The 20,542-nt window shown below is 40.8% G+C and carries 21 protein-coding genes; 19 read left to right on the top strand and 2 right to left on the bottom strand.

Annotated elements, in window-relative coordinates:
- The first annotated feature begins 14 nt into the window (after window positions 1-14).
- The 8 genes from fmt (at window position 15) to spoVM (ending at window position 7,838) form a co-directional block, all read left to right on the top strand.
- On the top strand, window positions 15-962 hold the full coding sequence (gene fmt, locus IEW76_RS19420; RefSeq protein ID WP_188656038.1) for a methionyl-tRNA formyltransferase: 948 nt from the start codon (window positions 15-17) through the stop codon (window positions 960-962).
- Complete coding sequence (rsmB, locus tag IEW76_RS19415; protein WP_188656037.1) at window positions 955-2,301, top strand: 16S rRNA (cytosine(967)-C(5))-methyltransferase RsmB; 1,347 nt, start codon at window positions 955-957, stop codon at window positions 2,299-2,301. The genes fmt and rsmB overlap by 8 nt, the downstream gene beginning before the upstream one ends.
- Window positions 2,302-2,542: 241 nt before the next feature.
- A complete protein-coding gene (locus tag IEW76_RS19410) occupies window positions 2,543-3,298 on the top strand; it encodes a Stp1/IreP family PP2C-type Ser/Thr phosphatase (protein ID WP_188656036.1) in 756 nt (251 codons plus the stop codon).
- Window positions 3,298-5,334 carry a Stk1 family PASTA domain-containing Ser/Thr kinase gene (gene pknB, locus IEW76_RS19405; protein ID WP_188656035.1) on the top strand — a complete coding sequence of 679 codons (2,037 nt, stop codon included), beginning with the start codon at window positions 3,298-3,300 and terminating at the stop codon, window positions 5,332-5,334. The genes IEW76_RS19410 and pknB overlap by 1 nt, the downstream gene beginning before the upstream one ends.
- Window positions 5,335-6,216 carry a ribosome small subunit-dependent GTPase A gene (rsgA, locus tag IEW76_RS19400; RefSeq protein WP_188656034.1) on the top strand — a complete coding sequence of 294 codons (882 nt, stop codon included), beginning with the start codon at window positions 5,335-5,337 and terminating at the stop codon, window positions 6,214-6,216. It abuts the gene before it with no gap.
- A gap of 3 nt (window positions 6,217-6,219) precedes the next feature.
- A complete protein-coding gene (gene rpe / locus IEW76_RS19395) occupies window positions 6,220-6,873 on the top strand; it encodes a ribulose-phosphate 3-epimerase (RefSeq protein WP_188656033.1) in 654 nt (217 codons plus the stop codon).
- A 172-nt stretch (window positions 6,874-7,045) separates the two neighbouring features.
- On the top strand, window positions 7,046-7,717 hold the full coding sequence (locus IEW76_RS19390; RefSeq protein ID WP_308422096.1) for a thiamine diphosphokinase: 672 nt from the start codon (window positions 7,046-7,048) through the stop codon (window positions 7,715-7,717).
- Window positions 7,718-7,757: 40 nt separating this feature from the next.
- Window positions 7,758-7,838 carry a stage V sporulation protein SpoVM gene (gene spoVM / locus IEW76_RS19385; protein ID WP_019376515.1) on the top strand — a complete coding sequence of 27 codons (81 nt, stop codon included), beginning with the start codon at window positions 7,758-7,760 and terminating at the stop codon, window positions 7,836-7,838.
- Between the two features lie 108 nt (window positions 7,839-7,946).
- Here the strand turns inward: spoVM and rpmB are convergent, their stop codons facing one another.
- Entirely contained in the window at window positions 7,947-8,135 is a 189-nt protein-coding gene (gene rpmB / locus IEW76_RS19380) for a 50S ribosomal protein L28 (RefSeq protein ID WP_036778593.1), read from the bottom strand.
- A 301-nt stretch (window positions 8,136-8,436) separates the two neighbouring features.
- On the opposite strand from rpmB, the gene IEW76_RS19375 reads away from it, so the two are divergent.
- Complete coding sequence (locus IEW76_RS19375) at window positions 8,437-8,799, top strand: Asp23/Gls24 family envelope stress response protein (RefSeq protein ID WP_188656032.1); 363 nt, start codon at window positions 8,437-8,439, stop codon at window positions 8,797-8,799.
- Between the two features lie 37 nt (window positions 8,800-8,836).
- A complete protein-coding gene (gene fakA, locus IEW76_RS19370; protein ID WP_188656031.1) occupies window positions 8,837-10,507 on the top strand; it encodes a DAK2 domain-containing protein in 1,671 nt (556 codons plus the stop codon).
- A 286-nt stretch (window positions 10,508-10,793) separates the two neighbouring features.
- Here fakA and IEW76_RS19365 read toward each other — a convergent pair whose 3' ends face one another.
- Entirely contained in the window at window positions 10,794-12,071 is a 1,278-nt protein-coding gene (locus tag IEW76_RS19365) for an NCS2 family permease (RefSeq protein WP_229721311.1), read from the bottom strand.
- Between the two features lie 235 nt (window positions 12,072-12,306).
- On the opposite strand from IEW76_RS19365, the gene sdaAB reads away from it, so the two are divergent.
- The 9 genes from sdaAB (at window position 12,307) to rnc (ending at window position 20,365) form a co-directional block, all read left to right on the top strand.
- Window positions 12,307-12,969, top strand: a complete 663-nt coding sequence (gene sdaAB, locus IEW76_RS19360; RefSeq protein ID WP_188656030.1) for an L-serine ammonia-lyase, iron-sulfur-dependent subunit beta — start codon at window positions 12,307-12,309, stop codon at window positions 12,967-12,969.
- 22 nt (window positions 12,970-12,991) lie between these two features.
- A complete protein-coding gene (gene sdaAA / locus IEW76_RS19355) occupies window positions 12,992-13,885 on the top strand; it encodes an L-serine ammonia-lyase, iron-sulfur-dependent, subunit alpha (RefSeq protein WP_188656029.1) in 894 nt (297 codons plus the stop codon).
- 5 nt (window positions 13,886-13,890) lie between these two features.
- Entirely contained in the window at window positions 13,891-15,927 is a 2,037-nt protein-coding gene (gene recG, locus IEW76_RS19350; RefSeq protein WP_188656028.1) for an ATP-dependent DNA helicase RecG, read from the top strand.
- 78 nt (window positions 15,928-16,005) lie between these two features.
- Entirely contained in the window at window positions 16,006-16,581 is a 576-nt protein-coding gene (gene fapR, locus IEW76_RS19345; RefSeq protein ID WP_188656027.1) for a transcription factor FapR, read from the top strand.
- A 2-nt stretch (window positions 16,582-16,583) separates the two neighbouring features.
- Window positions 16,584-17,594 (top strand): phosphate acyltransferase PlsX, encoded by a 1,011-nt coding sequence (plsX, locus tag IEW76_RS19340; protein ID WP_188656026.1) that lies wholly within the window; start codon window positions 16,584-16,586, stop codon window positions 17,592-17,594.
- Entirely contained in the window at window positions 17,591-18,532 is a 942-nt protein-coding gene (gene fabD, locus IEW76_RS19335; protein ID WP_188656025.1) for an ACP S-malonyltransferase, read from the top strand. The genes plsX and fabD overlap by 4 nt, the downstream gene beginning before the upstream one ends.
- A 3-nt stretch (window positions 18,533-18,535) precedes the next feature.
- On the top strand, window positions 18,536-19,276 hold the full coding sequence (gene fabG, locus IEW76_RS19330) for a 3-oxoacyl-[acyl-carrier-protein] reductase (protein ID WP_188656024.1): 741 nt from the start codon (window positions 18,536-18,538) through the stop codon (window positions 19,274-19,276).
- Between the two features lie 88 nt (window positions 19,277-19,364).
- Window positions 19,365-19,595, top strand: coding sequence for an acyl carrier protein (gene acpP, locus IEW76_RS19325; RefSeq protein WP_036778618.1), 231 nt, complete (start codon window positions 19,365-19,367; stop codon window positions 19,593-19,595).
- Between the two features lie 80 nt (window positions 19,596-19,675).
- Window positions 19,676-20,365 carry a ribonuclease III gene (gene rnc / locus IEW76_RS19320; protein ID WP_188656023.1) on the top strand — a complete coding sequence of 230 codons (690 nt, stop codon included), beginning with the start codon at window positions 19,676-19,678 and terminating at the stop codon, window positions 20,363-20,365.
- The last annotated feature ends 177 nt before the right edge of the window (window positions 20,366-20,542 follow it).

Below are 20,542 nucleotides of genomic sequence, written 5' to 3'. Positions count from 1 at the left end.
GGAGATATGTTGAAATGAAGCGTATCGTATTTATGGGAACACCAGATTTTGCTGTCCCAGTTTTACAACAATTAATTGAAGACCAATATAATGTGGTGGCAGTTGTCACCCAACCAGATCGTCCTAAAGGGCGAAAGAGAGAAATGACACCTCCTCCAGTTAAAGTTGAGGCGAACCGTCACGACATTCCTGTATTGCAACCAGAGAAAATTAAGCATGAGTATGCGGATGTTCTAGAATACCATCCCGATCTAATTGTCACAGCTGCATTTGGTCAAATCCTCCCGAAGGAATTATTAGAGGTGCCTGAGTACGGCTGTATAAACGTACATGCCTCGATTCTTCCAGAACTTAGAGGAGGAGCGCCTATTCATTATTCAATCCTTCAAGGGAAAAAAGAAACCGGGATTACAATAATGTATATGGTAGAAGCATTAGACGCAGGGGATATCCTGAGTCAACGTCGTGTATCAATTGAAGAAGAAGATCATGTTGGCACCCTTCACGATAAACTTTCAGAAGTCGGTGCAGCTCTTTTACATGACACATTACCTGATTTACTGAATGGTGCTATTACTCCTGTTAAGCAAGAAGAAAGTAAAGTAACCTTCGCTGCTAATATTAAGCGAGAGCAAGAGCGAATTGATTGGAATAATGACGCACAAACAATTTATAACCATATTCGCGGTTTACATCCATGGCCAGTTGCTTTCACAACATGGAACAATAAGCCAATGAAAGTATGGTGGGGAGTGAAAGTACAGGACTCCTTTAAAGGAACTCCTGGAGAAGTTGTTCGTTTAGATGAAGATGGGTTTGTGGTTGCTTGCGGAGATGGGTTTGGAATTAAGTTAACAGATATTCAACCATCAGGGAAAAAGCGAATGGCTGCTGGTGATTTCTTACGTGGAGCTGGTCAATCACTTGAAGTGGGCTATGTTTTAGGTGAAGCCAATGAGTGAGATGGCTCTAAGAAATGCTGCGTTAGATATTGTTACTCGCGTTGGTGAAAATGGAGGTTACAGCCACCTTTTAATTAACCAAACTATTGAAAAGCGAGGGTTATCAGACCGTGACACCTCTTTATTAACAGAGATTGTTTATGGAACCGTGCAGCGCAAAGATACTTTAGATTACTACATCACCCCCTTTGTTAAAAATAAGAAGAAGTTAAAGCCTTGGGTTCTTTGGCTACTTTATATGTCTTGTTACCAGATGGTCTACTTAGAGCGCGTGCCTGATCATGCTATTATTCATGAAGCAGTAGAAATTGCTAAAAAGCGAGGGCATAAAGGTATAGTATCTATGGTAAATGGTGTTCTTCGTAGCCTTCAGCGTAATGGAGTACCTTCACTTGATGAAATTGAGGACCCTATTGAGCGTGTAGCAATAGAAACGAGTCATCCAAAGTGGATGGTAGAACGCTGGAGTAATATGTATGGGCTTGAAGAAACAACAAGAATGTGTCGTAAGAACTTGGAGCGACCAACAATGTCTGTTCGAGTGAATACGACTCGCTATACGCGAGCTCAGGTGATGGAAACATTACAAGAAGACGGTTTTGATGTTGAAGCATCTGTCTTGTCACCGCAAGGAATTATCATCTTCTCAGGTAATATACTTCGTCACAGCATCTTCCATGAAGGTGGGGTAACAGTTCAGGATGAAAGTTCCATGCTAGTAGCCGAGATGATGGATCTTCAGGAAGGCATGCATGTTCTCGATTCTTGTAGCGCACCTGGCGGAAAGTCAACCCATATTGCTGAGAAGATGAATAACACCGGGCAAATTGCTTCATTTGATCTTCATAAGAAGAAGGTCAAGCTAGTGGCAGAGAAGGCGGATCAACTAGGTTTAACAAATATTTCAACAGCACAAGCTGATGCTAGGCACCTGCCTGAGTTAATCGGTGCTGAAACATTTGACCGATTATTATTAGATGCTCCTTGTTCTGGTCTTGGTGTAGTGAGAGGAAAACCAGACATTAAGTATTCCAAAACTGAAGATGATATTGTTTCTCTCTCAACTATTCAAAAAGAGTTGCTTGAATCAGTGAGTTCATTAATGAAAAAAAATGGTACACTAGTATATAGTACATGTACAGTAGACCGTCAAGAAAATGAGGAAGTTATACAAGATTTCTTAAATCGTCATTCAGAATTTGAAGTGGACAAGGACTTCTTTAATGATCTACCTGAAGATTGTAAAGATCTACCTGGTCTAAGCGAGTGGGGTCTTCAACTATTTCCACAAGACTTTGATACAGACGGTTTCTTTTTAACAAGATTGAAGCGTAAATGATAAATGGATTTTTGAAATTTGGCGAATTCTAATCGTTTAGTTGAGACATTTTACGTGAATTTAGATTAAGAACAACAAAACCCCATTGTACAAAATAGAACATTGGGGTCTGTTCTTTATTTTAGGCACATGTCCTTGCTTAGTAATAACAAGAGTGACGTGCCGAAAGACAATAAGTACTTCATCAACTTATATTTAGCATCGATCACATTCAGCTTAAATAAGAGACGAGGTGAAACCCTTGAATGGTTATTTTTTGACGGACAAAGGACAGGTTCGTAGCCATAATGAGGACGCTGGGGGAATTTTCTTTAACCAAAACAATCAAGTGTTAGCCGTTGTAGCAGATGGGATGGGTGGACATCGAGCAGGAGACGTTGCGAGTAATATAGCGACGACCTCTTTACATAATAAGTGGCTTGACGCTCAACCTATTCAAACAGCAGAAGAGGCAGAGGATTGGCTCCAACGTACAATTAAAAATGTTAATCAAGAATTATACCAGTATGCTTTGAACCATGAAGAATGCCAGGGAATGGGGACAACGATTGTAGCGGCTATTTGTACAGAAGAATTTGTGTCTGTAGCTCATATAGGTGATAGTCGCTGTTATTTGTCAAATGAATTTGGGTTTAAGCAAGTGACCGAAGATCATTCGTTAGTGAATGAACTTGTAAGAGCTGGTCAGATTACCCGTGAAGATGCTGAGCATCACCCTAGGAAGAATGTGTTATTAAAGGCACTTGGAACAGAGTCTGAAACGAGTGTGGATATTAATACGGTGATCTGGGAGGAAGATGATAAGTTATTGCTTTGTTCAGATGGTTTATCGAATAAAATGATAGATGATGAACTGGTTGAATTCGTTCAAGAGCCACTCCCTCTTGAGAAAGCTGCTGAAAAGCTTGTAACCATTGCGAATGAGCGTGGGGGAGAAGATAACATTTCGTTAGTGCTCGTTCATCATGATGCACCAACGGAAGAGGGTGTGTCTTAATGCTAAAGGGACACCTTTTAAATGACCGCTATGAAATCCGGGAAACCATTGGTGGCGGAGGAATGGCCAATGTTTATCTGGGCCGTGATACGATTTTAAATCGAGATGTAGCAATCAAAGTACTTCGCTTGGAATATGCAAATGATGATGAGTTCATTGCAAGGTTTCGAAGAGAAGCTCATTCGGCTACAAGCTTGTCTCACCCGAATATTGTAAACATATATGATGTTGGTGAAGAAGAACACATTTACTACATGGTCATGGAATATGTTGATGGAATGACTTTGAAACAATACATACAGTCATACGGACCACTAGACGTTCAAGAATCATTAGATATTACTAAGCAAATTACAGCAGCCATTACACATGCCCATGATAACCATATCGTGCACAGGGATATAAAACCCCAAAACATATTGATTGATGAATATAAACAAGTAAAAGTAACGGATTTCGGGATTGCTATGGCTTTAAGCGCTACCTCCTTAACCCAAACCAATTCAGTATTAGGTTCTGTACACTACTTATCTCCTGAACAAGCAAGAGGAGGTATGGCAACTAAGAAATCAGACATTTACTCGATTGGAATCGTTCTATTTGAGATGTTGACTGGGCGACTTCCTTTTTCGGGTCAGTCACCTGTGTCCATTGCTTTGAAACATCTGCAAAGTGAGACTCCTTCTATGAAAAGATGGAATCCACAAGTACCTCAAAGTGTGGAAAATATTGTATTAAAAGCAACAGCAAAAGATCCATTTCATCGTTATGATGATATATCTGAAATTGATGAAGACTTAGATACTGCTCTTTTGCCCGAAAGGCAAGATGAAGCGAAATTTACCGTTCCTTTGGATGATGATGAAGAAGTAACAAAAGCAATTCCAATTATAACGAATGATGCTTATAACTCTGAGCGTACAGATGATACGATTATACATCAGACAGATCATACAGAGGTTAATACTGACCCTGAGCCACCACCAACCACTCCTAAGAAGAAAAGGAAGTGGAAAGGATGGGTCTTTGGGATTTTATTTACGTTAATTGGAGCAGGTGTTTTGGCGTTATTTCTTATCCCGGCTTTTATGATTCCTGATGACGTAGAAGTGATTGATGTAAGAGGACTAGAGTATGAGGAAGCGCTTAGTCAGTTAATGGAGCTCAACTTGAAAGTAAATCGCGAGGCTATTAATTCCTCTGAAGTAGAAGAAGGAAAAGTCATTAGGACTAATCCTGAAGTAGGGTCTACTGTAAAAGAAGGTTCAGAAATTACTATTTTCTCAAGCCTTGGTAAGAAAAAAGAAGAATTTCAGGATTACGCGGGGGCTTCTTTCGAGAAAGTCAAGAAAGAATTGGAAGAGAAAGGGTATAAGAAGGTATATCTTAACCGAGAGAATTCATCTGATGTTGAAGAAGGTATAATCATCTCCAATCTTACTCCAGGTGCTGGAGATATGGTTCTTCCGGAAGAAACATCTGTTGTGTTGGTGGTTAGCAGTGGTCCTGAACAAGTAGATGTACCAGATGTCACGGGGAGCACAATCTCAGAAGCAGAATCAACTTTAGGAAATAACTTTTCGCTCGAAGAAGCTGGGCAAGAGTTCAGTTCATCAGTTCCCCAAGGTCAAATTATTCGTCAGCAGCCAACTGCCAACGAAGAAGTGGATATAGGATCGACTTTGAGGGTATGGGTCTCTAAAGGTCAGGAACCACCTTCTTATAGAACTGTTAATAAAAAATACACCGTTGAAGTCGAACAAAATGAATCTCAAGAAGATGAGCAACCTCAAGATAACAATGGGGAAGAAAACGCAAATCAACAAGAAACTATTGAAAAAACGGTTAAAATTTATATTGATGATGAAAATGAAGATGTAGATACGCCTTATATAGACGAAATCATAAATCAAACAAAAGAATTCACCATACCCCTTCGAGTGAAACAAGGTTCAACTGCTTACTATAGGGTAGAGGTAGATGGTGAAACGGTGAAAGAAGAAGAGGTACCATATGAAGAAGGTGAAGCTGAATAGATGTTAAAGGGTAAGATTGTAAAAGCGCTTAGTGGTTTTTATTACGTTCAGGATGGAAATTCTGTTTATCCGTGTAAGGGACGAGGGAATTTCCGCAAGAGGAAAATCACTCCGCTTGTAGGTGACAACGTATCATTTGAGATGGACGAGAATGAAGAAGGCTATATCCTTGATATTGACGAAAGACAAAATGAGTTAGTTCGACCACCTATAGCGAATATTGATCAAGCGATGATTGTAGCATCAGTTGTAGAGCCAGAGTTTCGTACGATTTTAATGGATCGATTTTTGGTCTTGATCGAATCGAAAAATATTACACCAATGATTGTATTAACGAAGACAGACCTTGTCGATGATGAGGAGCTTGAGAAGCTGGAGTCATACAAGGAAGACTATGAGAAACTGGGGTACACAGTGATTGTGGGCTCTTCAAAAGAAGAGGATGGTCTATTGGGAATTACACCTTACCTTGAAGGGAAAACCACTGTTATTGCTGGACAATCTGGTGTAGGAAAGTCTTCAATGTTAAACGCCCTAAAGCCTCATTTAGACCTTGAAACGAATGACATTTCGAAAAGCCTTGGTCGAGGGAAGCATACAACACGTCATGTGGAGCTCATTGAAATGTACGGGGGGCTTATTGCGGATACGCCTGGTTTTAGTTCTCTTGAATTTCAAGACCTAGAATATGATGAACTCCCGGATTGTTTTCCTGAAATGCGAGAGCACGGCGAGTATTGTAAATTTAGAGGATGCTTACACAACAAAGAACCAAAGTGCGCGGTTAAAGCTGCGGTAGAAGAAGGGGAAATTCCTTCTTACAGATATGAACATTACCTGCAGTTCTTAGAAGAAATACAAAACAGAAAGCCGAGGTATTAATTTATGACAAAAATTGCTCCATCTATATTATCTGCTGACTTTGCCAAGTTAGGGGAAGAAATAAAAGATATTGAACAAGGCGGAGCTGAATATGTGCACGTGGACGTGATGGATGGTCATTTTGTTCCGAACATTACAATTGGGCCACTTATTGTAGAAGCAATTAAGCCACATACCAACTTGCCGCTGGATGTTCACTTAATGATTGAAAATCCGGATCAGTACATTCCGCAGTTCGCTTCGGCTGGTGCTGATATTATTTCTGTACATCAGGAAGCGTGTCCTCATCTTCATAGAACAATTCAGTTGATTAAATCAACTGGTGTAAAAGCTGGTGTAGTCATAAACCCTGCTACGCCGGTTGAGATGATCAAGTCAGTACTACCTGATGTGGATTTGGTTCTTCTTATGACTGTTAACCCTGGGTTTGGGGGGCAACAATTTATTGAAAATGTTGTTCCTAAAATCAAAGAGGTGTCAAACTTGAGAGAAGAGCATGGATATAATTTTGAGATCGAAGTTGATGGTGGAGTAAAAGAAGGTACAGCTCAAACATGTGTAGAAGCAGGAGCAGACGTTCTTGTTGCGGGAAGTGCTGTCTTTAATAAAGAGGACCGAGGAGAAGCTATTCAATCGTTATTAGCTACTCGCGTGTAGCTTTAAATAGCAGAGAGAGTAGTACACAGTGCATCGGATACCCAATAGGGAATAGACTCTTCGCTCTCGATGAGTTCTATCAACGAACCGTTTTATAATTTCCTAGATAACAAAAAGGCTGACCCTTTAGGAATGGGATCAGCCTTTTTTCATAGAATGTAGAAAGGGTGAAATGATGAAAGGGATCGCAATAGTTGGGGGAGGGCCAAGTGAGCATATTCCCTCATTAACACAATACAAAGAAGAAGAGATTACATGGATTGGGGCTGACCATGGTGCTATCACCCTTGTAGATGATGGGATCTCCCCAGACTTCGCTGTAGGGGATTTTGATTCTGTAACTGAAGAAGAATTAGAAAAGATTAAGCATTCTGCGAAGGATTTTACAAAGCATCCAGCTGAAAAGGATGAGACTGATTTAGAAATTGCTGTACGGAAGGCTATGACATTAGATCCAGAAGTTATTTACTTCTTTGGTGTCACTGGAGGTAGGTTGGATCATGCTTTGACAAATCTGCAAATTCTAGCTCCCCTAGAAGCACAAGGGATTAAAGGGGTGATTATTGATAAGGGGAATTGGGTTGAGTGTAAATCTCCCGGGCATCACGAAGTGCAATTTGACCCTGGTTATCCGAACATTTCCTTCATTCCATTTACTCCTGAGGTTCGGGGGCTAACGCTTGAAGGCTTTTATTATCCTTTAGAAAATGCCTTTGTCCCATGGGGGTCTACGTTGTGTGTGTCGAATAAGCTTATTTCAGAAAAAGGTACTTTTTCATTTGAGCATGGCATACTATTACTAATAAAGAGCCGAGATGTACTAAGTGAAACTAGGAAATCCTAAGGCTATTAAAGGTCATTGTATGTTAGAGGAGGGGGACCAGTTGAAATTTTATACCATTAAACTCCCACGCTTCATTGGTGGTTTCGTGCGCGTCATCATAGGTACCTTCAAAAAAGACTAAAGGCGTACGACGTCTAACACATGTTCTCATTTGTAGTAATTTCTTATCTTTGGATACAAAAAAAGCACCCCAAAGGGTGCTTTTTTTGTATGGTAAAATGCTTAGCGATTAAACGCGTTGAATTTTACCGGATTTAAGAGCACGTGTTGAAACGTAAACCTTTTGAGGTTTACCGTCGATCATAACACGTACTTTTTGTACGTTAGATTTAAATTGACGTTTACTAGCGTTCATAGCGTGTGAACGGTTGTTTCCAGTAGTTGTTTTACGGCCTGTAACAGCACATTTACGACTCATAATTTTCCCTCCTACTTGCACTAAAGCTTTCATGTATATCATCAAATACTTATTTAATTTATCATACCGTCGTTAAGATTTCAACAAGTTTGGCGAAATATATCAAGAAAAGTCACTTGACAGATAAATTGTTTTCGTCCATTGTTAAATGGGGTTTTCACAAGCTTTTATGCGAATTAGTCAATGAAAGTGTTCGATTGTAGAGAATGTGGCGCGTTTCTTCCATCAACCACACTTTTAAATTCAAGCTCGTTATAGTAAAATGACGATAAGTATGGAAGAGAACGAAGGAGGATCCAATATGTCCATTGATTTAAATACGAACTTTGGTCACGTAACCATTACGAATGAAGTGATTGCAACTGTAGCTGGCGGTGCAGCTGTAGAATGCTACGGAATTGTAGGTATGGCCTCAAAAAATCAAATCAAAGACGGTCTTACGGAAATATTGCGTAAAGAGAATTTCGCACGCGGCGTCATTGTCCGTCAAGAAGAAGAAGAAACACATATTGATATGTATATTATCGTAAGCTATGGGACGAAGATCTCGGAGGTTGCCTCTAATGTACAATCACAAGTGAAGTATACATTAAATAAAACAGTTGGCTTGTCCGTAGACTCTGTGAATATTTATGTTCAGGGTGTACGTGTGTCAAATGATTAATCAGACAAGTTAGTGGATGACGAAGGAGGAAGTCGGAGTGACGATAAGGACGTTAGATGGAGCAACGTTTGCGCAAATGGTGCTCGCAGGAGCAAACCATTTAACAAACAATGCGAATATGATCGACGCTCTTAATGTATTCCCTGTTCCAGACGGTGATACAGGTACGAATATGAATTTATCAATGACATCAGGAGCGAATGAAGTAAGAAATGTACAAGCAGACCACGTAGGTGAAGTAGCTAAAAGCTTAGCTAAGGGGTTGTTGATGGGGGCGCGCGGTAATTCAGGTGTAATCCTATCACAACTCTTTAGAGGTTTCTCAAAGGCTATTGAGGATAAAGAAACGATTACAACAACTGATTTTGCTGAGGCAATGAACCAGGGTGTTAAAACTGCCTATAAAGCAGTAATGAAACCTGTTGAAGGCACAATTCTTACTGTGGCTAAAGATTCCGCTGAAGCTGCTAACAAGATTGCTGACCAGGAAGAAGATATTGTTGTTTTCATGGAAGAAATGATAAAGAATGCAAAATCATCATTGAAACGCACTCCAGAACTGCTACCAGTCCTAAAAGAGGTAGGAGTGGTTGATAGTGGGGGTCAAGGTCTTGTAACAATTTATGAAGGGTTCTTGGCTAACTTAAAAGGCGAAGAGTTACCTGCTACGAATGAAGCCGGTCCAAGTATGGATGATATGGTTAATGCTGAACACCATAAACTCGCTCAAGACTTCATGAGCACCGATGAAATAGAGTTTGGATACTGTACAGAATTCATGGTGAAGTTCGAAGAAGATAAACTAGCTCAAAACCCATATGATGAAGATGCTTTTAGAGAGGACCTTAGTGAGCTTGGAGATTCTTTACTTGTCGTATCAGACGACGAGCTCATTAAAGTGCACGTACATGCTGAGACGCCTGGTAAAGCGCTAACACTAGGTCAGCGCTATGGTAGTCTAGTGAATATGAAGATTGAAAATATGCGTGAACAACACACATCCATTGTAGGCGAACAGAAGAAAGAAAAGCCCGCAAAGAAAGAAAAAGCTGAATTTGCTATTGTAACTGTTGCAATGGGAAGTGGCATTAAAGAGATGTTTGAAAGCCTTGGAGCTACAGTCGTAATCGAAGGCGGGCAAACGATGAATCCAAGTACTCAGGACATTACTAATGCAATTCAGGAAGCGAATGCGAAGCAAATTATCGTATTGCCAAATAATAAAAATATAGTCATGGCTGCTGAACAAGCTGCAGACTTAGCTGAGGATCACGTTGTTGTGGTTCCTACAAAGACAGTCCCTCAAGGTATGAGTGCACTACTTTCATTCCACCCTGAACAATCGGTTGAAGAGAATCAGGAAGGTATGAAAGAAGCAGCTGCAGCTGTAAAGACAGGTCAGCTAACATATGCTGTACGTGACACTCAAATTGATGGAATGACGATTGAAAAAGGTAATTTCATGGGTATTCTAGAAAGTAGCATTTCTTCTACTCATCAAGATAAACTTGAAGCAGCTAAGCAACTTCTTCAAGATATGATTGATGAAGAAGAAGATGAAATCTTAACTATTCTTCAGGGTGAAGATGCTACGACAGAAGAAGTTGAGGCTCTTGAAAGCTTCTTAGAAGAAAACTATGAAGACCTAGAAGTAGAAGTTCATAAAGGCAACCAGCCAATCTATTCCTTTATTTTTTCAGTGGAATAGTAAGGTGGAAGCAACGAAAGCAGTTCAATTTTGGAGGACAAAGAAGCTTGTCCCCCTTGATTGAACTGCTTTTCTTATTCATTTGTTATAGGTTAATGAGGAAGCTCGTCAGCTCGCCCGCGGAAAGCGAGTGATTTCCAGGTCCACCTTACGCTCCATTAAAATTGGCGGGAGCAATTCTCCATTCGTAGCAAATAGACATTGTCTTCAATCCAAATCTACATACAAAAAGAGCATTGGACTGTATAACAGTCCAATGCTCTAATTTACATCTGAAAGGATAGGGTTACAACCCTAATGCTTTAATGATGAATTCAGTTAGAAACATACCCGCGATAACCATAACAGGAAGGGTAACTTTGTTTTTTTGACCGCTTGCCATTTGAACAATTGGGTAAGCGATGAATCCAAAGGCCATTCCGTCAGCAATGCTGTTTGTGAAAGGAATCATTACAATGATTAAGAAAGCAGGCATTGCTTCTGATAAATCGTCAAAGGCAATATGGCGAACATTCTGTACCATAAGGGCCCCTACAATAATCAATATAGGGCTAATCGCCATGGAAGGGATCCATGATATAAACGGGATTAGTCCAAGGGTGAGCAAAAACAATACGCCTGTCGTGATGGCTGCTTTACCGGATCGACCATTTGAGGCAATCGTTGCTGCGCTTTCTGCTGATGACACAGTTGGTGATGTGCCGAAAAAAGCGCATGTTAGGCTTGAAAAAGCTGTGGATTGGAATGAACGCTTAAATTTACTCATATCTCCCACCATCGATAGCTGTCCGTTAATGAGACCCATGTTCTCAAAGACGAGTACGATCGTTAACGGAAATACACCTAGCCAAAAGGCCAGTTCGTCTACTGCACTGAAAGATGGGATGAAAATCCATTGTGCATCTAGAGCAATGTTTGTTGTGCCTCCATCTAAAATCCCGAACAGATAGGCTAAGACTGTTCCAGTTCCCATGGTTAAGAGAAAATGGCCAGGGACATTTTTGATGAATAGGAATATACCTACCGCCAAAGTAAGTAAACTAACGAGCACGGTTGGGGAAGTGAAATGACCCAATTCAATCAATGAATGTTCACCTCGAGTAATCAAGCCGCCTTTTTCAAGGCCGATAAACGTAAGAAACAAACCCAATCCTACCGTAATAGCGTGCTTTAACGAGTCAGGTATAGCTTCTTGGAGCCATGAACCTAGTTTGGTTAGGGCAATAATGATAAAAAGGATTGACGATACTAGAACAACTCCCAATCCTTCCTCGAAAGTGAGCCCGCCACCTTGCACAATTGAATAGGCAAACAAGGCGTTAACGCCCATTCCTGGTATTAATACCATAGGAGCGTTGGCCCAAAAACCTATTAATAAGCACCCCACAAAGCTAGCCAATATGGTAGCGATCATACCAGCTTGGTAGCTGATACCGGCTTCGCTTAAAATCGAGCCATTAACTGCTACAATGTAGACAGTCGTTAAATACCCGATTAAACCTGCCATCATCTCCGTTTTCAGGGATGTCTTTGCTCCTTGTGAATCAGGGTTATGGTGCTTCATATAAAACCCTCAATATAAAGTTGCCCTCTCCCACCCGATTATGCCGAACATAATCCACAAAGTTTTATTATAGGGAAGTCTGTGAATTTTATCAACTACTCTTCATACTCGTTTTTCTTTATTTTTGTTATAATAAAAGAGTTGATCTAAAACACTCTTACTTGTTGAATGCGCTTACAATTACGTGTATAAAGGAAATAGATGATCATTTTATATGAATAGGATGGTGGTAACAGTGAAGTTTAAATCTGTTTTTGATATTATTGGTCCGGTCATGATTGGGCCGTCTAGTTCGCATACAGCAGGTGCTGCCCGTATAGGGAGAGTAGCGCGAACGTTATTTGGTCGTGAGCCTAAATGGGTAACCGTCCACTTATATGGGTCATTTGCGAAGACTTATAAAGGCCATGGTACAGATGTTGCTATTGTAGGTGGTGTGCTTGACTTTGAAACGTGGGATACAAGAATTAGCACATCTCTGGATTTGGCGAAAGAAAAAGGAATTAAGGTTCAGTTTGAAGAGGAAGATGCCCACACAGACCATCCCAACACAGCTCGTGTAAGGATCGGGGATGAGGATGGTGATCTAGAGTTAGTCGGGATATCAATTGGTGGAGGAAAAGCTGAAATTACTGAACTCAATGGGTTTGAGTTACGTCTTTCCGGGAATCATCCCGCTATTTTGGTTATGCATAACGACCGATTTGGTTCTATTGCCTCTGTCACTCAAACGCTTGCGAAGCATGAGATAAATATTGGGCATATGGAAGTTTCGAGAAAAGAAATGGGCAAAGAAGCCCTTATGGTTATTGAAGTTGACCAAAATGTTAGTGATGATCTTTTAAGAGAACTTGAAAGTTGTGATCATATCTTGCAAGTAGCGAAAGTTGTAGATTAACAGACTAGGGGAGGAATCATATATGAAAATCTTATTTCGGAACGTAGCGGAGTTAGTAGAACGATGTGAAAGTGAAGGAGTTTCTATTTCTGAGTTAATGATTCGTCAAGAGATGGCGGTTCGTGAACGATCTCGTGAAGAGGTTTTTGGACAAATGGAAGAAAACCTAAAGGTTATGGAAAACGCGGTTGAGGAAGGATTGCAAGGAGTTAAGTCTCATTCTGGTTTAACAGGAGGAGACGCTGTACTCATTCAAAATTATATGAAAAACCACACGCCACTTTCCGGGAACCTGTTAATGGATGCTGTAAGTAAAGCAGTGGCTACCAATGAAGTAAACGCGGCTATGGGAACGATTTGTGCTACACCAACAGCAGGGAGTGCTGGATGTGTCCCTGGAACACTATTTGCTGTAAAGAACCAATTAAACCCTACACGCGAGCAAATGGTAAGGTATTTATTTACTTCAGGCGCGTTTGGGTTTGTCGTTGCGAATAATGCATCCATCTCAGGTGCTGCTGGAGGCTGTCAGGCAGAAGTAGGATCGGCTGCAGGTATGGCGGCTGCTGCGATTGTAGAAATGGCTGGTGGTACACCTGCTCAATCAGCTGAAGCAATGGCGATTACACTTAAAAATATGCTAGGGTTAGTATGTGATCCTGTAGCTGGCCTTGTGGAGGTTCCTTGTGTGAAACGGAATGCGATGGGAGCTTCTAACGCAGTTGTTGCAGCAGACATGGCTCTTGCTGGTGTGACAAGTCGCATTCCATGTGATGAAGTCATTGATGCTATGTACAAAATTGGTCAAACGATGCCTGTGGCTCTTAGAGAAACAGCCCAAGGTGGTTTAGCGGCTACACCAACAGGACGGGAGTTAGAAGCGAAAGTGTATGGAATAAATTTAAAAAGTGAGTGAGACAAGTGCTACAACAATCGGTTTTACAATTGTCAGGAGTTGGCGAGAAAACTGGAGAAACGCTAAATGAGATGGGAATAGTTACGATAGAAGACTTCCTTTTTTATTTTCCTTTCCGTTATGATGTTCACGAGGTAAAGCCGTTGACCGAACTTGTACACGATGAAAAAGCTACTATTGAAGGGGAGGTCGTAGGTGAACCTTCCCTCACCTTTTTTGGAAAGAAGAAATCACGCTTAACCATTACGTTACAAGTGGAACAGTTCGCGGTGAAAGCAGTTATGTTTAATCGTGCTTTTGCTAAGAAACAGCTTCAGCCAGGTGATACGGTAACTGTTACAGGGAAATGGGACCAACATCGTTTGCAGATTACGGTGAGTCATTATTATAAAGGGAGAGCTAAATCGAACACCCCAATCCAACCCGTCTATTCGTTAAAAGGGAATATGAAAATGCCAACGTTTAAAAAGTGGATGAGAACGGCCGTAGATCAATATGGTTCTTACATAGAAGAGGTCTTACCTCCTTCCTTTTTGGAAGCTTATAAGTTACCCGAGCGATCCAAGGCATTATATGGGATGCATTTCCCGGAAAGCCGGGTCGTATTAAAACATGCGAAGCGTCGCTTTATATATGAAGAGTTCTTATTATTCCAATTAAAAATGCAGCTCTTACGAAAAATCAAACGAGAAGCGACAACGGGTAATGCTCAAAGCTTTGATAAAGAGTCGGTTACTCAATTTACAAATGATTTACCTTTCCAGTTGACAGGGGCTCAATCTAAAAGTCTAAAAGAAATCTTGAAAGATATGAGCTCCCCCTATCGAATGAATCGTTTGCTTCAGGGCGATGTGGGATCTGGAAAAACTGCGGTAGCAGCTATAGCTTTATATGCAACCATTACCTCAGGCAAACAAGGTTCTCTAATGGTCCCTACAGAAATCCTTGCAGAACAACATCATGAATCGTTGCAAGAGCTGTTTGGAGATAAGGCTGAGGTTGTACTTCTGACAGGTAGCGTTAAAGGGAAACAGCGTAAAGAAGTCGTAGAAAAAATTGCGAACCATGAGGCGGATATTATCATTGGAACACATGCATTAATACAAGACGAAGTCATTTTTAATGATCTTGGATTAGCCATTATTGATGAACAGCACCGTTTTGGTGTAGAGCAACGCCGGACACTTCGTGATAAAGGCTTGATGCCTGATGTGCTCTTTATGACCGCTACACCCATCCCTAGAACTCTTGCTATTACAGCATTTGGAGACATGGATGTTTCTGTAATTGATGAAATGCCAGCTGGGCGTAAAGCTGTTGAGACTTATTGGGTGAAAGAACAAATGTTAGATCGTGTTTTAACATTTATCCAAAATGAAGTTGAAGAGGGGCGTCAGGCTTATGTGATTAGCCCGCTAATTGAAGAATCTGACAAGCTTGACATACAGAATGCAGTGGATACTTATCATCAACTTACTGCTTATTTCCCTTCGTCTATAAAAGTGGGGTTGATGCACGGTCGCTTAACATCTGAGGAAAAAGATGAAGTGATGAAGCAGTATGCTAATAACGAGGTGCAAGTACTGGTATCCACAACGGTTGTTGAGGTGGGTGTGAACGTTCCCAATGCAACGGTCATGCTTATATACGATGCTGATCGTTTTGGTTTATCCCAGCTTCATCAGTTAAGAGGTCGTGTAGGAAGAGGGAGTCATCAAAGTTATTGTATTTTACTAGCTGATCCAAAAGGAGATGTAGGCAAAGAGCGGATGAGGATCATGAGTGAAACCACAAATGGATTTGAATTGTCTGAACATGACCTTAAACTTCGTGGTCCTGGCGATTTCTTTGGAAGAAAGCAAAGTGGCGTCCCAGAATTTAAGGTTGCAGATATGGTGCACGATTATCGAGCTTTAGAAACGGCTCGTCAAGATGCGCAGAAGATGATTGAAGAAGATCATTTTAAGGAAGACCCATCCCTTCAACCGCTCTTTAACCTCTTAATGAATGACCCTATTTTAAAAGGAGAAGTTTTGGATTAAAGAAACAATCCTTGCATAAGATAGGGAGGTATTATATATTACTATTAGTACCTAGTCATAATTGGACGGTGTGTATAGATGAAGTTATCGAAGAAAGAGCGTCAGCAGCGTCTCAAGGAAACGATTGAGCAGACTCCGTTCATTACAGATGAGGAATTAGCCAAGAAATATGGAGTTAGTATCCAAACGATTCGTCTAGATCGAATGGAACTATCAATTCCTGAGCTTCGTGAACGAATTAAGTCGGTCGCTACCTACCAATGGAATGAAACAGTTAAAGCCCTGCCTCTAGAGGAGGTTATTGGGGAAGTTGTTGATTTGGAGTTAGATCATAAAGCAATCTCGATATTAGATATAAAAGATGAACACGTATTTTCTCGTAATAGAATTGCCAGAGGTCATCACCTGTTTGCACAGGCGAACTCTTTGGCTGTGGCTGTTATTAACGATGAACTTGCTCTAACAGCTAAATCTGAAATCCGGTTTACGCGGCAAGTAAAAGAAGGGGAACGTGTTGTGGCAAAGGCGCAAGTTAAAGGAAATGATGACAAGGGTCGAACCATCGTAGAAGTAGAAAGCGTGGTTGACCAAGAGACTGTATTTTCAGGAGTCTTTGTTATGTTTCGTTCAAATGATGAAAAAGGAGAGGCCTAACCATGAGATTAGCAGTCGATGCAATGGGAGGAGACCATGCTCCTAAAGAAATCGTATTAGGCGCAATAGAAGCGGTAAAAAATATAGAAAATCTAGAGATTACCTTATTTGGCCAGGAGGACAAGATTCGTTCACACATGAGCGAGGATTATTCAGCCATTAAGGTCATACATACAGATGAGATGATTACTTCAGAAGATGAACCCGTGCGTGCGGTTCGCCGTAAGAAAAATGCTTCAATGGTTTTAATGGCTAAAGAAGTTAAAGAAGGACGAGCAGATGCTTGTGTCTCTGCAGGCAACACAGGGGCGCTTATGAGTGCAGGTTTGTTTGTTGTTGGACGAATTGAGGGAATTGAACGCCCTGCGCTTAGTCCAACGCTACCTACAGTGGACGGAAAAGGTTTTTTACTATTAGACGTTGGGGCTAATGTTGATGCAAAACCAAACCACCTAGTACAATACGCGGTAATGGGATCTGTTTATGCAGAACAAGTCCGTGGCATAACTTCTCCTAGGGTTGGTCTTTTAAATGTTGGTACAGAAGATGGAAAAGGGAATGATCTTGTTAAGAAGACATTCAAGAAATTGCAAGGCGCTCCAATTAATTTTGTAGGAAATGTGGAAGCACGTGACTTACTGAATGGTGTAGCGGATGTTGTTGTAGCGGATGGCTTTACGGGTAATGTAACCCTTAAGACAATAGAAGGTACAGCGATGTCGATGTTTGCCATGATTAAAGATACATTTATGACAAATTGGAAGACTAAGTTGGCTGCTAGTATGGCTAAGGAAAATCTACGTGGGTTGAAGAGTAAGTTAGATTATTCTGAATATGGCGGAGCTGGATTATTTGGTCTTGCCGCACCTGTTATTAAAGCTCATGGATCTTCTGATTCACGTGCAGTATATAACGCTATTAAACAAGCTTGTCACATGGTCGACCATGAGGTGAATCAAGCTATACAAGAAACGGTTCAAAATATGGACTGGGATAAGGATGATGATCAATGAAAAGAATAGCTTTTGTCTTTCCAGGACAAGGTTCTCAAGAAGTTGGTATGGGAAAGTCTTTCTATGATCAATATGAAAGTGTAAGAGAGCAGTTCGCTAAAGCTGACGATCGCTTAGGCGTTTCTCTCAGTCAATACATGTTAGAAGGGCCAGAGGAAACGTTAACGAAAACAGAGCATGCGCAACCAGCTCTTCTTTTACTAAGTACATCGATCGTTCAATTACTTAAAGATGAAGGCATCAAACCTGAACTTGTTGCAGGTCACAGTTTAGGGGAGTATAGCGCTCATGTAGCTGCTGGGACAATGTCACAAGAAGAAGCATTGTCTTTAGTACAAAAGCGTGGTCAGCTTATGGAAGAAGCAGTTCCAGCTGGGCAAGGTTCCATGGCGGCAGTACTCGGATTAGATGTTGAAACAATCGAACGTGTAACTTCAGCAATTCGGGATGAGGGGGAAGTTGTAGAAGTTGCCAATTATAACTGCCCTGGTCAAATTGTTATATCAGGTTCAAAAGAAGGCGTAGACGAAGCGTGTGTACGTTTGAAAGAAGAGGGAGCAAAGCGTGCACTACCTCTTAATGTGAGCGGACCTTTCCACTCACGTCTAATGAAGCCTGCAAGTGAGCAATTTGAGTCAGAACTAAAAGGTGTTTCTTTAAAAGAGGCTGAAGTTCCGGTTGTAGCCAATGTAACCGCAAAGCCTGTTCAAGATAAAGATCAAATCTTTGATTCTTTAGTTGAACAACTATATTCTCCGGTTCGCTTTGAAGAAACGATTCGCTATATGATGGACCAAGACATTGATGCCTTTGTAGAGGTTGGAAATGGAAAAGTCTTAAGCGGCTTGATCCGTAAAGTTAATCGACGAATGAAAACATTTAATATCCAAGACCCAGAGAGCTTAGAGGCATTTCTGGAATGGTATAAGGAGGACTAACAAATGCTTGAAGGTAAAGTTGCCCTTGTAACTGGTGCATCTCGCGGTATCGGCCGTGCTATCGCTTTAGAGCTAGCAAGACAAGGAGCTAAAGTAGCTGTGAACTATGCGGGTAGCGAACAAAAGGCTCAAGACGTTGTTGATGAAATCACTTCTTTAGGAACTGAAGGTATTAAGATCCAAGCCAATGTATCATCAGAAGAAGAAGTAAAAGCAATGGTGAAACAAGTTACTGAAACATTTGGTCGTATTGATCTATTAATCAATAACGCTGGTATAACGCGTGATAACCTTCTTATGCGAATGAAAGAAGAAGAGTTTGATCAGGTTATAGATACGAACCTTAAAGGTGTATTCTTGACAACCAAAGCTGTAACACGTCCAATGATGAAGCAAAAAGGCGGAAAAATTATAAATATAGCTTCAGTTGTTGGTGTTAGTGGAAACCCAGGACAAGCTAACTATGTAGCCGCTAAAGCAGGTGTGATCGGATTAACGAAGACCTCAGCTAAAGAACTAGCTGCTCGTAATATTCTTGTAAATGCCGTTGCACCAGGATTTATTGAAACAGATATGACAGATGAACTGACAGATGAACAAGTTGAGAGTATGCAATCGATGATTCCATTGTCTCGTTTAGGACAAGGTGAAGATATCGCAAAGGTTGTTCGTTTCTTAGCGTCTGACGATGCCAACTATATGACAGGGCAAACCCTTCATGTAGATGGCGGCATGGTCATGTAAATTTTATTAAGATCCAAGATAAAATCTTGTCATGACCTAGTATTTTAAAGCAAAATCTTCTATAATTACTGAAGGGAGGTGAACAACGATGGCAGATGTATTTGAACGAGTAAAAGGCATAGTTGTTGAACGTCTAGATGTAGACGACTCAAAAGTAACCATGGAAGCTTCCTTTAAAGATGACCTAGAAGCAGACTCACTAGATGTGGTTGAGCTTGTTATGGAACTTGAAGATGAGTTCGACATGGAGATCTCTGATGAAGATGCAGAGAAAATTGAGACAGTTGGCGATGCTGTGAATTACATAAACAGCAAGTAACAATAAAGTAAGAAAGTCTCGCAAGATGCGAGACTTTCTCTGTATGTAATTCTAATAATAAGAATAGGTGGCATGAGACAGTGGATTTCACGAAATTTCAAAATAGGATTGGGATAACCTTTGAGAGTAAAAAGTTATTAGAACAGGCTTTCACCCATTCATCCTATGTGAATGAGCATCGCACCCGAGAATATGACGACAATGAACGATTAGAATTTTTAGGGGATGCAGTATTAGAATTAGCAATATCTCAATATCTATACCGTAAGCATCCAGAGATGACTGAAGGCGAATTAACGAAATATCGCGCTTCAATTGTTTGTGAAGCCTCACTCGTTCGTTTCGCAAATGATTTACATTTCAGTGACCTGATCTTCTTAGGCAAAGGAGAAGAAATGACAGGTGGTCGTGAGCGTCCTGCTCTGTTAGCAGACGTATTTGAAGCGTTTATCGGAGCTATTTATTTGGATCAAGGCTTCCAGACTGTTATTCGATTTCTTGAAGAGTTTGTCTACCCTAAAATTCATAAAGGTGCTTTTTCGCATGCGATGGATTATAAAAGTCAATTACAAGAAGTGGTCCAAAGAGAGCGTAATGGCGTTATAGAATATGAGATCGTGGAAGAAAGAGGCCCAGCTCATAATCGTGAATTTATCGCCCACGTTTTTATACAAGGTGACCGTTCTGGTGTTGGCATTGGTCGAACGAAAAAAGAAGCAGAACAAAATGCTGCAAAGGAAGCACTTGATGCTTTCGATATAGAGGTTTAAAAAGCTGCTGGCTCCCGCTAGCAGCTTTTTCTATCTGTAATAGGCTGTGGTGTTTTTCAAGATAAGCGCAGAAGCTGAGTTACCTTAGTTTTGGATGGGGCCGTTACGTTGGTTTAGTGGTTGATGTGTCTGGGGCACGGACCTCGAGTTATAATTGAAAAAAAAGACGAGCCTGTT

Origin of the sequence: Pontibacillus salipaludis (assembly GCF_014642405.1) — a bacterium.
Taxonomy (GTDB): Bacteria; Bacillota; Bacilli; order Bacillales; family BH030062; genus Pontibacillus; species Pontibacillus salipaludis.
The sequence above is the reverse complement of the archived record's forward strand: the minus strand, read 5'-3'. Positions and strand labels throughout refer to the sequence as shown.

Coding starts and splice junctions, on each gene's coding strand:
- fabG (WP_188656024.1), top strand. CDS start 18,536: ATGCTTGAAGGTAAAGTTGCCCTTGTAACTGGTGCATCTCGCGGTATC.
- rpmB (WP_036778593.1), bottom strand. CDS start 8,135: ATGAGTCGTAAATGTGCTGTTACAGGCCGTAAAACAACTACTGGAAAC.
- plsX (WP_188656026.1), top strand. CDS start 16,584: ATGAGATTAGCAGTCGATGCAATGGGAGGAGACCATGCTCCTAAAGAA.
- IEW76_RS19390 (WP_308422096.1), top strand. CDS start 7,046: ATGATGAAAGGGATCGCAATAGTTGGGGGAGGGCCAAGTGAGCATATT.
- pknB (WP_188656035.1), top strand. CDS start 3,298: ATGCTAAAGGGACACCTTTTAAATGACCGCTATGAAATCCGGGAAACC.
- fmt (WP_188656038.1), top strand. CDS start 15: ATGAAGCGTATCGTATTTATGGGAACACCAGATTTTGCTGTCCCAGTT.
- acpP (WP_036778618.1), top strand. CDS start 19,365: ATGGCAGATGTATTTGAACGAGTAAAAGGCATAGTTGTTGAACGTCTA.
- IEW76_RS19365 (WP_229721311.1), bottom strand. CDS start 12,071: ATGAAGCACCATAACCCTGATTCACAAGGAGCAAAGACATCCCTGAAA.
- rsmB (WP_188656037.1), top strand. CDS start 955: ATGAGTGAGATGGCTCTAAGAAATGCTGCGTTAGATATTGTTACTCGC.
- sdaAA (WP_188656029.1), top strand. CDS start 12,992: ATGAAAATCTTATTTCGGAACGTAGCGGAGTTAGTAGAACGATGTGAA.
- rpe (WP_188656033.1), top strand. CDS start 6,220: ATGACAAAAATTGCTCCATCTATATTATCTGCTGACTTTGCCAAGTTA.
- fapR (WP_188656027.1), top strand. CDS start 16,006: ATGAAGTTATCGAAGAAAGAGCGTCAGCAGCGTCTCAAGGAAACGATT.
- fabD (WP_188656025.1), top strand. CDS start 17,591: ATGAAAAGAATAGCTTTTGTCTTTCCAGGACAAGGTTCTCAAGAAGTT.
- rsgA (WP_188656034.1), top strand. CDS start 5,335: ATGTTAAAGGGTAAGATTGTAAAAGCGCTTAGTGGTTTTTATTACGTT.
- IEW76_RS19375 (WP_188656032.1), top strand. CDS start 8,437: ATGTCCATTGATTTAAATACGAACTTTGGTCACGTAACCATTACGAAT.